Origin of the sequence: Leifsonia sp. LS1, from assembly GCF_020521355.1 — a bacterium.
In the GTDB taxonomy this organism is placed as follows: domain Bacteria; phylum Actinomycetota; class Actinomycetes; order Actinomycetales; family Microbacteriaceae; genus Leifsonia.
On record NZ_BPER01000013.1, the window covers coordinates 25,157 to 37,953 of the forward strand.

Here is a 12,797-nt window from a genome sequence, read left to right on the forward strand (position 1 = left end):
TCTCCTTCAAGTGGTGTGGTCAGTGGGTGTGCGTGTGCTCGCTCTGGTACGCCTGGAAGGCCTCCAGCGTCGCCAGCCGGTGGCGGCGCGCGGCGAGCTCGATCTCCAGCGGCTCGGCGCCGCTCTCGATCAGGGTCAGGATGTGCTCGTGCTCGTCCACCGACTCGCGGGCGCGGCCGGGCACGAAGCTGAACGTGGAGTCGCGCAGCACCGTCAACCGGTTCCAGCCGCGGTGCACGAGGTCGAGGATGTGCGGGTTGGGGCACTGCTCGAACAGCACGGAGTGGAACTGCTGGTTCAGCTGGGTGAAGCGGTGCGGGACGAAGCGGTCGAGGCTCGCGATCATCTCGGCGTTGACCTCCCGGGCCCGCCGGACGTGGTCGGCCGTCAGGAGGGGGGCGGAGAGCTGGGTGGCGGCGCCTTCGATGAGCGCGAGCGTCTGCATGGTGAAGGCGTACTCGGTGTCCTGCAGCAGCGCGACCTGGGCGCCGACGTTCTTCTCGAACGTGACGAGCCCCTCGGCCTCCAGCCGGCGGATCGCCTCGCGCACCGGCACGACGCTGATGGCGAGCTCGCTCGCGATCTGCCCGAGCACGAGCCGGTAGCCCGAGACGTACCGGCCGTCGTCGATCCGCTCGCGCAGGAACTCGTACGCGAGCTGCGACTTGCTGGGGGTCGCCGACGCGGTCGGCTTCAGCGCTGCGCCCGCCATGCGCGGTACCTCTCCGTCCACTCCGCGTTCATCGGGAAGAGGCCGTCCACCGGGTGCCCGGCCGCGACCTGCTCGGCGATGTACTCCTCTTCGCGCTCCTGCTCGACCGCGTCGGCCACGACCTCGGCGACGAGCGCGGGAGGGATGACGATGAGGCCGTCCGCGTCTCCGACGATCACGTCGCCGGGCTGCACGGACGCGCCGCCGCACGCGACGGTGACGTCGGCCTCCCACGGCACGTGCTTCCTGCCCAGCACGGCCGGGTGCGGACCGGCGTGATACGTCGGGATGTCGAGGGCGGCGACGACCGCGAGGTCGCGCACGCCGCCGTCGGTCACGATGCCGGCAGCGCCGTTGACCTGGGCGCGCAGGGCGAGCGCGTCGCCGACGGTTCCGCTGCCGCGCTCGCCACGGGCCTCGATCACGAGCACCTCCCCGGCGCCGACCGTGTCGAACGCGCGCTTCTGGGCGTTGTAGCCGCCGCCGTGGGAGGCGAAGAGGTCCTCGCGGTTCGGGATGTAACGGAGCGTCTTCGCCGTGCCGATCAGGCGCGCGTCCGGCCGGGTGGAGGCGAGCCCGTCGATCGAGACGTTGTTCAGGCCGCGCTTGCGCAGCTGGGAGCTGAGCGTCGCCGTGGCGACGCTCGCGAGGGCGGCGCGCAGCTCGTCGGTCAGCGCGAACGCGGGTGCAGGCGGTGTGCCCCACGCCTCCGCCCGCTGGTGGTCGTCGACGCGGGGCTTCGTGCCGAAGTCGCCGAACGGGATGCGGCCCTCGGTGATCCGGGTCACGAGGCGGCCGCTGCTGGGGGCTCCCGCGGACGTCGGCGCGTCCACCTCCACCTCCACGGTGTCGCCGGGCTCCGTCACCGACGACCCGGCCGGGGTGCCGGTGAGGATGACATCTCCCGGCTCGAGGGTCATGAGCTGCGACAGGTCGGCCACGAGCCGGCCGAACGGGAACAGCAGGTCGTCGGTCGCACCCTCCTGCACCAGTTCGCCGTTGAGCCAGGTGCGCACGCGCAGGGCGGCGGGGTCGACGGCGGAGGCGGGGATGACCTCCGGGCCGAGCGGGGTGAAGCCGTCGCCGCCCTTGGAGCGCACGTTCGACCCCTTGTCGGCCGCACGGAGGTCGTAGAGGCCGAAGTCGTTCGCGGCGGTGACGCCGGAGACCGCGGCCCAGCCGTCCTCGGGGGAGACCCGGCGGGCGGTCGTGCCGATGATCAGCGCGATCTCGCCCTCGAAGGCGAGCAGCTCGGTGCCGGCCGGGCGCTCGAGCTCACCGCCGGTCGCGGCGACGGACGAGGCCGGCTTGAAGAAGTACGACGGCTGGGCCGGGGTGCGCCCGCGCTGGGCGGCGCGCGACCGGTAGTTCAGGTGCACCGCGATGATCTTGCCGGGGCGGGCGAGCTGGCTCACGGGTGGTTCTCCTCGTCGTCGGGGATGGTGATGCGGTGGAGCGGGGAGCCGTCGAGACGACTGAGACCGTATTCGATATTGTATACGATCCGTGAACAGTGGACAAGGATCGTCCGTGCTCAGTACGAGGCGGGCGGGGCGGACCCGTCCGCATCGCCGACGAAGCGGGAGGCGAGGCCCTCGGACGCACGGGCGAGCAGGGTCACGTCGGAACCGACGAGCAGGTACGCGGCGCCGGCGGCGGCGTAGCGGTCGGCGGTGGCCGGGTCGAAGGCGTTGACGCCGACGGGAGTGCCGGCGGCGCGGCCGGCCTCGATGACGTGTTCGACGGCGTCGATGACGCGCGGGTGGTTCTGCTGGCCGAGCAGGCCCATCGAGGCGGCGAGGTCCGCCGGGCCGACGAGGAGGGCGTCCACGCCGTCCACCCCCGCGATCGCTCCCGCAGCCTCCAGAGCGTCGACGGTCTCGATCTGCACGGTCAGCGACACGAGGTCGTTCGCGCGGGCGAGGTAGTCCGGGATGCGGCTCCAGCGCGAGGAGCGCGCGAGTGCGCTGCCGACGCCGCGCACGCCGTGCGGGGGATACCGCACGGCGCGGACCATCGCCGTCGCCTCCTCCACGCTGTCGACCATGGGGACCAGGATGTTCTGCGCGCCCAGATCGAGCAGCTGCTTGAGCACGACGGGGTCTCCGATCGGCGCGCGGACCACCGGGACGGCGGGGTACGCGGCGATCGCCTGCAGCTGGGCGAGGATCGACTCCAGCCCGACGGGGGAGTGCTCGCCGTCGATCAGGACGATGTCGAGACCGCTGCCGGCGCAGATCTCGGCGACGAGCGGACTGCCGGCGCACGACCACATCCCGTAGAGGGTGCGGTCGGCTGCGCGGAGGCGGTCGCCGAAGGTCGGGGTCGGGTCTAGACGAATCGGCATGTCACGGCTCCCAGGGTTCCGTAGTCGGCGTGGACGGTGTCGCCGCGCTCGACCCACATCGGGCGGGTGAACGATCCGGCCAGGACGATGTCGCCGGCCTCCAGGCGCGAGCCGTGCTGGGCGAGCTTGTTCGCGAGCCACGCGACGCCGTTGGCCGGGTGGTCGAGCACGGCGGCGGCGATGCCGGACTCCTCGATGGTCTCGTTGCGGTAGAGCAGGGCGCCGACCCAGCGCAGGTCGACGGCGTCGACGGCGACGGGGCGGCCGCCGACGACCATGCCGCCCATCGCGGCGTTGTCCGAGATGGTGTCGACGATGGTGCGGCCCTGCATCTCGATACGAGACGAGAGGATCTCCAGTGCGGGGACCACGTACTTCGTCGCGTCGAGCACCTCGTAGAGGCTGACGTGCGGGCCTTCCAGTGGCTCGGCGAGCACGAACGCCAGCTCGACCTCGATGCGCACGTTCGAGTACTGGTCGAACGGGATGACCGATCCGGTCTCGTAGACCATGTCGGCGAAGATCGCGCCGTAGTCGGGCTCGGTGATGCCCGTGGCCTGCTGCATCACCTTCGAGGTGAGGCCGATCTTGCGGCCGACCAGGCGGCGGCCGGCGGCGAGGCCGCGCTCCACCCGCACCTTCTGCACGGCGTAGGAGTCCTCCACCGTCATCGCCGGATGCCGGGCGGTCAGGAGCGGGATGGTCGCCCGGTCCCGTTCGGCCGCCGCAAGCTCGTCGGCGATGGCCTGGATGGTCGTGGTGTCGAGCACCGCGGGGCTCCCTTCGACGTCGGAGGAGGGCCGTTCCGGCCCTGTGTGGATCGTATATCATCCCGTACACCTCGGCCACGGGTCGTGCGCGATCCGGCAACGCGGATGCGTGGATTTCCTGTTCCCGGCCGCGTCATGTCAGGCTTCTCCCATTGTTTTTCTCCACTAGTTGCCTTTCTTGTCAACAACTGTAGAATTACCGCCACGACACAGCGGAGTGTCAGCCGTACCCCGGTCGACGACCGTCTCCACTGTGCTGTTTCGAGTTCCACACCCGCCCTGCGAACCGAGAGAAGACAAGATGAAGAAGGCACTGATCGCGGTGGCCCTGGCCGCCGCGACCGCGTTGGCGCTGAGCGCCTGCGGCTCCGGGGGAAACGACACCAAATCCACCACCGGCGCCGCCGGCGGACCGCTCAACATCGGCAACTTCGCCGACGTCACCAGCTGGGACCCTGCGCTGGCCGACATCGGCTTCGACGGACCGTACCTCTCGGCCGTCTACGACCCGCTGATCGCCGTCGACGGCGACGGCAAGCCCGTCCCGGCCCTCGCCACAGCATGGAAGGTCTCGGACGACTACAAGAAGGTCACCCTCACGCTCCGCACGGGCGTGAAGTTCTCCGACGGCGAGGCGTTCGACGCCGCCGCCGCGGTGAAGAGCCTCGACTACCTCAAGCAGGGCGCACGCAGCGGCGAGGCCTACGAGAACGTCGACAAGTTCGTCGCCGTCGACGACAAGACGGTCGAGATCGACCTCACCCAGCGCGACGACATGCTGCTGTACTTCATGGGCATCGGCCGCAGCTACATGATGGCGCCCAAGGCGATCGCCGCCGGCACCCTCGCCAAGGAGCCCGTCGGCTCCGGGCCGTACACGCTCGCGTCGTCGAGCGTCGCCGGTTCCGAATACCACTTCACGAAGGTGAAGGACCACTGGGACGCCAAGCAGTTCCCGTTCGACCCGCTGGCGATCTACCCGATCCAGGATGCGACCGCACGCGACAACGCGATGCTCTCCGGCCAGATCAACGTCAACTACGCCGACGACACCGCACTGAAGCAGGCAGGCGAGAACGGCTGGAACGTCGCCGCCAAGGTGTCGGGCTGGGTGGGCCTGCAGTTCACCGACCGTGCCGGGGAGAAGTTCAAGCCGCTCGGTGACGTGAAGGTGCGCCAGGCGCTCAATTACGCGTTCGACGGCGCGAGCATCCTCAAGTCGGTCGGCAGCGGAGCGGGCAAGGTCTCGAACCAGGTGTTCCCGGTGGGGCTGCCCGGCAATGTGACCGACGTCGACGACATGTACAAGACGAGCATCAGCAAGGCGAAGTCCTTGCTTGCCGAGGCCGGGTACGCGAACGGCTTCGCGCTCCACATGCCCATGTCGCAGGTCTTCCAGGTCTGGCAACCGGTCGCCGACCAGGTCTTCAAGGAGCTCGGCATCACGGTCACCTGGGACGACATGCAGTACATGGACTACCAGAAGAACGCCCCGACCTACCCGATGTTCGTCGCCTTCCTGTCGATGGACTCCAACCCGGTCGCGACCGTCCAGCGCCAGATCAACCTGCCGCAGTGGTACAACCCGACCCCGCAGGTGGACAAGTTCCCCGACGTGGAGGCCGCGGTGCACAAGGTCCTCACCGCCGACCCGAGCGACCAGGAGACCCAGATCGAGGCGCTCAACAAGCTCGTCACCGAGAAGGCGTGGTTCTCCGTCTGGTACCAGGCGAACAACAGCTACGTCAGCACCTCGGGCATCGAGGTCACCCCGGTCGTCGGGATGATGTTCCCCACCCTGCGGCAGATCGCCGTCAAGGGATAGCGGGAGGGGCGGGCCGCGCCGACCGGGGGGCCGCCCCCCCCCCCGGGGCCCGCCCCTGACCGTCCCCCACCCTCCACCACCGGCATCGACAGGAACCCCCTCCCATGATCAGATTCACGGTCAAGAGGCTCGTCTCGGGCGTGATCCTCCTGGTCGCCGTCTCCGTCGGCACCTTCTTCCTCGCGCATCTCGCGATCGGCGACCCCACCGCCGGGCTGCTCGGCAGCGCCGCGACGCCGGCCCAGCAAGCCGCACTCGCCGCGAAGATCGGCACGGACCGCCCGCTGCTCGTGCAGTTCTGGGACTGGGCGAGCCACGCCGCCGTCGGCGACTTCGGCACATCGTGGCGCAACTTCCAGCCGGTGGGGGCGCAGATCGCTCTCAAGCTGCCCGTCACCCTCTCCGTGGTCACGGCGGCCACCCTCCTCTCCGCCCTCTTCGGGGCGCTCTTCGGCATCCTCGCCGGATTGCGGCCCGGGAGCGTGCTCGACAAGGTCGTGAAGGCCGCCTCGGTGGTGCTGTTCGCGCTGCCGGGCTTCTGGGTGAGCCTCGTGCTCGTGATCTGGTTCGCGGTCAATCTCAAGTGGTTCCCCGCCGTCGGCTACGTGCAGCCCGCCGTGAGCGTCGAGGGCTGGCTGCGCTCGATCACGCTGCCGGCCATCGCGCTCTCGCTCGGGGCGATCGTCATGATCGCCGAGCAGCTGCGCAACGGCATCATCTCGGCCAACAGCCAGGACTACGTGCGTACCCTCCGTAGCCGCGGGCTCTCGCAGCCGCGCGTGGTCGTGCACCTCGTGCGCAACGCGGCGCCGGCGTCCCTCACCGTGCTCGCCCTGATGTTCGTCGGCCTGCTCGGCGGCGCCATCGTGGTGGAGCAGATCTTCTCCCTGCCGGGGATCGGCGCCCTCACCTCGGGCTCCTCCCAGAACGGCGACATCCCCATCCTGCTCGGCATCACCGTCGTCACGGTCGTCTTCGTGGTGATCGTCAACTTCCTCCTCGACGTGGTGCTCGGCTGGATCAACCCGAAGGCGCGAGTGCAATGACGGCCACCGACGTGATCATCGACCCGCGGGACTCCGCGAAGGCCGTGGCCACCCCGCGGCGGGGCTCCACCTTCATCCGGTTCCTCAGGCGTCCGGCCGGTGCCGTCTCGTTCGGCGTGCTGGCACTCATCGTGCTCGCGGCGGCGTTCGCGCCGCTGCTGGCGCCGCACGACCCGAACTTCGTCGACCTCGCCCTCACCAAGGCGCCGCCGAGCGCCGCGCACCCGCTCGGCGGCGACAGCGCGGGCCGCGATGTGCTCAGCCGCCTGATCTGGGGAACGCAGTCCACCCTCTGGGGCGCCTCCGTCACCATCGTCGTCGCCACACTCGTCGGTGTGCCCGCCGGTCTCGCCGCCGGCTACTACGGCCGTTTCTTCGACCGCGCGGCGACGTGGGTGAGCGACGCCCTCCAGGCCGTGCCGGGCATGATCATCCTGCTGATCGTTGCAGCGGGCACCCGCAACGACTTCACCGTGCTGATGGCGACCCTCGGCGTCTTCATGGCGCCGGGCTACTTCCGGCTCACCCGGTCCACGGTGCTGGCCGTGCGCAACGAGCCCTACGTGGATGCGGCCCGGGTCTCGGGACTCGGGAACGTGCGCATCATGGGCCGGCACATCGTCAAGGCGGTGTACGCCCCGGTCATCATCCAGACGGCGCTCACCGCCGGGCTCGCGATGGGCATGCAGGCCGGCCTGCAGTTCCTCGGCATCGGCGGGGCGAAGACGCCCGGCTGGGGCGCGATGATGAACGAAGGCTTCCGCACGATGCTGACCAGCCCGCTGCTGCTGCTCTGGCCGTCGCTGGCCCTCGGCATCTCGATCGCGGCGCTCGCCGTGCTCGGCTCCACGCTCGCGGACGTCGTCAGCGTCAAGACGCCCGTCGCGCGCCGCCGCCGCGCGCGCCGCCGAACGGCCTCCGAGCCCGCAGCGGTGACCACCTCGACCGGGGCGGTCGCGCACAAATCGGTCGACTCCGCCGTGCAGCTCACCAACCTCCATGTGTCGTACGCCGCGCCCGGCGGGGGCGAGGTGGAGGTGGTGCACGGCATCACCCTCGACGTCGCCCCCGGCGAAGTGCTCGGCATCGTCGGGGAGTCCGGCTCGGGCAAGTCGCAGACGGTGTTCAGCATCCTGGACCTGCTGCCCGCCGGCGGCGACTGCACGGCCGACGCCATCTGGATCGGCGGTCGCGATGTGACGCGGCTCGATCACCGCGAACGACAGCGGCTGCTCGGCCACGAGGTCGGGTACATCCCGCAGGAGCCGATGTCGAACCTCGACCCCTCGTTCACCATCGGCCACCAGCTCACCGAGCCGCTGCGCGCGGTGCACGGGCTCTCCCGCGCCGCGGCGAAAGCGCGCGCCCTCGAGATGCTGGAGAAGGTCGGCATCGTCGACCCGCCGCGGGTCATGAAGTCGTACCCGCACCAGCTCTCCGGGGGAATGGCCCAGCGGGTGCTGATCGCCGGGGCGATCGCGGGGAAGCCGTCGGTGCTGGTGGCCGACGAGCCGACGACGGCCCTCGACGTGACCGTGCAGGCGGAGGTGCTCGAGCTGCTGCGGGAGCTGCAGAGCGAGTACCGCATGGCCCTCGTGATCGTCACCCACAACTTCGGCGTCGTCGCCGACCTCTGCGACCGTGTCGTCGTCATGCGCGACGGCTCCATCGTCGAGATCGGGGACGTGGACCGCATCTTCGCCCACCCGACCAGCGACTACACCCGCGAGCTGATCGCGGCCTCCCTCGACGGGGCGGAGAGCCGTGCGCAGCTGGACGCCGCACACGCCTCCGCGACCGCGGACGACACCAGGAAGGCGGTGCCGGCATGACCGCCGCGACCACCGAGCGAGAGACCACCACGGGCCGCCCTCTGCTGCGCGTCGACGACCTCGTCGTCGACTACGGGCAGCGGCGCGGGAGCTTCCGCGCACTCACGGAGGTGTCGATCGAGGTCGGTGCGGGCGAGTGCGTCGGACTGGTGGGGGAGTCGGGCTCCGGCAAGTCGACGCTGGGCAAGGCCATCCTCGGACTCGTGCCGGTCACGAGCGGGACGATCGCTTTCGACGGCCAGGACATCACCCGGCTGTCGGGGGCGAAGCGGCGCGCATTGGCGTCGAGCATCCAGGTCGTCTTCCAGGATCCCTACGGATCGCTGAACCCCGCGATGACGATCGGCGACATCCTCGCCGAGCCGCTCGCGACCTCCGGAGCGGGCCGTCGGGAGGCGCGCGCGACGGTCGCCGAGATGCTTGACCGGGTGAAGCTGCCGTCCGGGGTCGTCGACCGGTACCCGAAGGAGTTCTCCGGCGGCCAGCGGCAGCGCATCGCGATCGCCCGCGCGCTCGTGCGCAAGCCGCGGCTCATCGTGTGCGACGAGCCGGTGAGCGCGCTCGACCTCACCACCCAGGCGACGATCATCGATCTGTTCATCGAGCTGCAGCGCGATACCGGGGTCTCGTACCTGTTCGTCTCGCACGACCTCGGCGTCGTGCGGCGCATCTGCCACCGCGTCGCCGTGATGTACCACGGCGAGATCGTGGAGACCGGCGACGGCGAGCAGATCACGCGGGACCCGCAGCACCCGTACTCGCGCCGCCTGCTCACGGCGTCGCCGATCGCGGACCCGGTGCGGCAGGCCGAGCGGCGCGCAGCGTGGCTGAAGCTGCGCGAGCGGGCGGCCTGACCGTCTCCCGGAGCGGGGCCTGCGCGCCACTCGACTCGAAGGACCCCCGCGCGCTGCCCCGGCCGGCAGCGCTCCGCTGATCGTGGTGCGCGTGCGGCGGGGTCGGCCGGCGGATGACGCTGCAACGCAGGACGAGGCGCGCACGCCCGACTGAGCCTCGCGGATCCCGCCCGTCACGCCCGCGCGAGCAGTGGACGTGCCGCCGCGAGCGCGACGGTGGCGGCCACGGCGGCGGCGATCCCGATGGTCAGCGCCATCGTGAGCGCCGTCGTGCCGCCGAGGGCGGCGAGCGGCCCGACGATCGGGCCGACCGTGAATGTCACCGTGCCGAGCACCGCGGCCGCCGTGCCCGCGCGCATCCCGTGGCCGCCGAGAGCCAGAGCGGTGCCGTTGGGGCCTCCGACGCCCGAGGCGAAGAGGAAGCACGCCAGCGAGGCCAGCACTCCGGCGACACCCCAGTCGAGGAAGACGGCGAGCAGGAGCACCGCGGCGGCGGTGACGGTCGCGAGCTCCCCGATCAGGTACAGGCGTGCGGGGCCGAGGCGGCGCACGAGCACGCGGCTGAGCTGGGCGCCGATCAGGTTCGCGAGCGCGTTCGCCGCGAAGAAGAGGCTGAACTTCTGCGGGGAGAGGCCGAATCCGTCCTGCAGCACGAAGCTCGACATCGACAGGTAGCCGAAGAACGCGGCGCCCCCGGCGGCCGCCGCGACGACGATGACGAGGAAGAGCCCGTCGCGGCTGAGCGCGCGGAAGTCCGCGGCGGTCCGTCGGAGGCCGCCGCCGTGCCGCAGCGCGGGCGGGAGGGTCTCGCGCAGGCCCGTGAGCGCCAGCACGAGCAGCGCGGCGCCCACACCCGCGAGCACGCCGAAGATTCCGCGCCAGTCGAGCACGAGGGCGAGCGCGCCACCGGCCACCGGCGCCACGATGGGAGCGGACGCACTGACGAGCGCGAGCAGGGAGAGCATCCTGGACAGCTCGGCACCGCTGTACATGTCGCGTGCCACGGCCATCGTGATGACCAGACCGGCCGACCCGGCGAGCCCCTGCAGCAGACGGGCGGCCAGAAGCACCTCGATGGTCGGCGCGAGCGCACAGGCCAGCGACAGCACCGCGAAGAGCGCGACCCCGACGAGCAGTGGGCGACGCCTCCCGTAGCGGTCGGAGAGCGGGCCGGCGACGAGCTGCCCGACGCCCAGCCCGACCATGCAGACCGCCATCGTCGCCTGGGCGAGAGCGGCGCTCGTTCCCAGCGTCCCGGCTAGCTGCGGCAGCTGCGGGAGGTACAGGTCCATCGAGAGCGGGCCGAACGCCTCGAGCACGCCGAGCAGCAGGATGCTGCGGCGCACGCTCATCACCGGGACGGGCGCACCGGCGAGGGGAACCGCCGCGCCCGTCGGCCCCGCCGGCCCGGTCACCGCAGCCGCAGCACGCGACGCACCCAGCTGTCGCGCGCCTCGACGGCCGCCCGGGACACGATCGCGTCCGGCGAGAACCCCGAGAACCCGTGGTACGCGCCCGACCAGACGTGCAGCTCAGCCGCGCCCCCCGTCGCCCAGATGCGTGTGGCGTAGTCGACCGCCTCGTCGCGGAACACCTCCGCCGCCCCGACCTCGATGTACGCGGGCGGCAGGTCGGAGAGGTCGGTCGCGCGCGCCGGAGCGGCGTACGGCGACACGCGGTCGGTGAACCGGTCCTCGCCGAGGATGGCGTCCCACGCCGTGTCGTTGTTGTTCCGGTCCCACGCGCCGATGCCGTCGTACTGGCGGCTGGACGGGGTGCTGTTGCGGTCGTCCAGCATCGGGCAGTTGAGCAGCTGGCCGGCCAGGCGCGGGCCGCCGCGGTCGCGGGCCAGCAGCGCGACCGCCGCCGAGAGGCCGCCGCCCGCGCTGGCGCCCGAGACGAGCAGCCGCTCCGGGTCCACGCCCAGTTCGGCGGCGCGCTGGGCCATCCAGACCAGCGCCGCGTAGCAGTCCTCGCCCGCGGCGGTGCCGGGGTGCTCGGGCGACAGGCGGTACTCCACCGCCACGCCGACGACGCCGTGCCGCACGGCGAGGTCGATCAGCTCGCCGGTGCCGAAGAACCGGGTGCCGAGCACCTGCCCGCCCCCGTGGATGCCGAGCACGCCGGGAGCCCCGGGCACGGCATCCACTGGCCGGACGATGGTGATGGCGACATCCGGGGCGCCGGGCGGACCGGGGATCAGGCGGTCCTCCCACTCCACCGGAACACCCGCGACCTGCTGCTCGATCGGCGGGATGATCGTGGCGAAGTGCGCCCGGTTGGCCAGGATGGTCTCCGGGCGCAGCGGGATGCGCTCCACCAGGTCGAGGAAGGCCACCAGGCCCGGCTCGAGCTCTGGGTCGTAGGGGACGGGGCGGGAGGCGGGAACGATCGTCGACGCATCCGCCGTCCCGACGGCCGATGGGTCGCTCATCGGATGCCAAGCACCCGGCGCAGCCACGAGTGGCGTGCGTCGAGGGCCGCCCGGGTCAGCTCGCTCTGCGGGGCGTACATGTCGAAGCCGTGGAAGCCTCCTGACCACACGTGCAGCTCCGCCGCGCCGCCGGTCGCCCAGATGCGGGAGGCGTACGCGACGTCCTCGTCCCGGAACGGCTCGGCGGCGCCCACCTCGATGTAGGCGTGGGGGAGGCCGGCGAGGTCGGTCGCGCGGGAGGGGGCCGCGTAGGCGGGGGCCTCGGTACTGAAGGCGAGCTGCTCGCCGAGCACACACTCCCACGCCAGCAGGTTCGTCTCGCGGGTCCACGTTCCGATGCCGGCGTACTGCAGACTCGACACCGTCGTGTTGGTGTTGTCGATCATCGGGCACAGCAGCAGCTGCCCGGCGAGGGCGGGGCCGCCGCGGTCGCGCGCGAGCAGCGAGACGGCGGCGGCGAACCCGCCCCCGGCGCTGCCGCCCATCACGACGATGCGGTCCGGGTCTCCTCCGAGCTCGCGCGCGTGCTCGGCCAGCCACACGAGCCCGGCGTAGCAGTCTTCGACGCCGGCCGGGTACGGGTCCTCCGGCGCCAGCCGGTACTCGACGTTGACGGCGATCACGCCGAGCTCGTCGACGAGCTGGACGAGCCTCCCCGTCTCCCAGCTGCGGTGGCCGACGATCATGCCGCCGCCGTGGATGCTGTAGAGCACGGGGAGCGCCGGCTTCGCGGCGTCGTGGCCGCGCGGGGTCAGGACGGTGATCTCGAGGTCGGGCGCACCGGCCGGACCGGGGATGATGCGGTCGTGCGCGTCGATCGGGAGGGCGCCGATGACCGCCTCGGCGCTGGGGAACGCGGTCGCCGCACCGGCGCGCGTGCCGGGGATGGACTCCCGGGTGAGCGCGGGCTGCGGGTCGGCGGCCATCGCGTCGAGCACGGGGGCGATGTCGGGGTCGAACGGGACGGGGATCATCGG

At 71.6% G+C, this 12,797-nt stretch carries 11 protein-coding genes; 4 read left to right on the forward strand and 7 right to left on the reverse strand.

What is annotated here, in order from left to right; genetic code table 11:
• Positions 1-19 precede the first annotated feature (19 nt).
• The 4 genes from LLS1_RS17875 to hpaH form a co-directional block, all read right to left on the reverse strand.
• On the reverse strand, positions 20-712 hold the full coding sequence (locus LLS1_RS17875) for a GntR family transcriptional regulator (RefSeq protein WP_226657672.1): 693 nt from the start codon (positions 710-712) through the stop codon (positions 20-22).
• Positions 694-2,127: a fumarylacetoacetate hydrolase family protein gene (locus LLS1_RS17880; protein ID WP_226657674.1), complete on the reverse strand. Its 1,434-nt coding sequence runs from the start codon at positions 2,125-2,127 to the stop codon at positions 694-696. Before LLS1_RS17880 ends, LLS1_RS17875 begins: the two co-directional genes overlap by 19 nt.
• A 119-nt stretch (positions 2,128-2,246) precedes the next feature.
• Positions 2,247-3,059 (reverse strand): HpcH/HpaI aldolase/citrate lyase family protein, encoded by an 813-nt coding sequence (locus LLS1_RS17885; RefSeq protein ID WP_226657675.1) that lies wholly within the window; start codon positions 3,057-3,059, stop codon positions 2,247-2,249.
• Positions 3,044-3,829: a 2-oxo-hept-4-ene-1,7-dioate hydratase gene (hpaH, locus tag LLS1_RS17890; RefSeq protein WP_226657678.1), complete on the reverse strand. Its 786-nt coding sequence runs from the start codon at positions 3,827-3,829 to the stop codon at positions 3,044-3,046. Before hpaH ends, LLS1_RS17885 begins: the two co-directional genes overlap by 16 nt.
• Positions 3,830-4,130: 301 nt before the next feature.
• On the opposite strand from hpaH, the gene LLS1_RS17895 reads away from it, so the two are divergent.
• From LLS1_RS17895 to LLS1_RS17910, 4 genes are all read left to right on the forward strand, one after another.
• Complete coding sequence (locus tag LLS1_RS17895) at positions 4,131-5,654, forward strand: ABC transporter substrate-binding protein (protein WP_226657680.1); 1,524 nt, start codon at positions 4,131-4,133, stop codon at positions 5,652-5,654.
• A 104-nt stretch (positions 5,655-5,758) separates the two neighbouring features.
• Entirely contained in the window at positions 5,759-6,700 is a 942-nt protein-coding gene (locus LLS1_RS17900) for an ABC transporter permease (protein ID WP_226657682.1), read from the forward strand.
• On the forward strand, positions 6,697-8,532 hold the full coding sequence (locus tag LLS1_RS17905) for a dipeptide/oligopeptide/nickel ABC transporter permease/ATP-binding protein (protein WP_226657684.1): 1,836 nt from the start codon (positions 6,697-6,699) through the stop codon (positions 8,530-8,532). Before LLS1_RS17900 ends, LLS1_RS17905 begins: the two co-directional genes overlap by 4 nt.
• Positions 8,529-9,386 carry an ATP-binding cassette domain-containing protein gene (locus LLS1_RS17910; protein WP_226657686.1) on the forward strand — a complete coding sequence of 286 codons (858 nt, stop codon included), beginning with the start codon at positions 8,529-8,531 and terminating at the stop codon, positions 9,384-9,386. The genes LLS1_RS17905 and LLS1_RS17910 overlap by 4 nt, the downstream gene beginning before the upstream one ends.
• A 173-nt stretch (positions 9,387-9,559) precedes the next feature.
• Here LLS1_RS17910 and LLS1_RS17915 read toward each other — a convergent pair whose 3' ends face one another.
• The 3 genes from LLS1_RS17915 to LLS1_RS17925 are packed head-to-tail and all read right to left on the reverse strand — an operon-like array spanning position 9,560 to position 12,794.
• A complete protein-coding gene (locus tag LLS1_RS17915; RefSeq protein WP_226657688.1) occupies positions 9,560-10,801 on the reverse strand; it encodes a multidrug effflux MFS transporter in 1,242 nt (413 codons plus the stop codon).
• Entirely contained in the window at positions 10,798-11,820 is a 1,023-nt protein-coding gene (locus tag LLS1_RS17920) for an alpha/beta hydrolase (protein ID WP_226657689.1), read from the reverse strand. Before LLS1_RS17920 ends, LLS1_RS17915 begins: the two co-directional genes overlap by 4 nt.
• Positions 11,817-12,794, reverse strand: coding sequence for an alpha/beta hydrolase (locus LLS1_RS17925; RefSeq protein ID WP_226657691.1), 978 nt, complete (start codon positions 12,792-12,794; stop codon positions 11,817-11,819). The genes LLS1_RS17920 and LLS1_RS17925 overlap by 4 nt, the downstream gene beginning before the upstream one ends.
• Between the last annotated feature and the right edge of the window lie 3 nt (positions 12,795-12,797).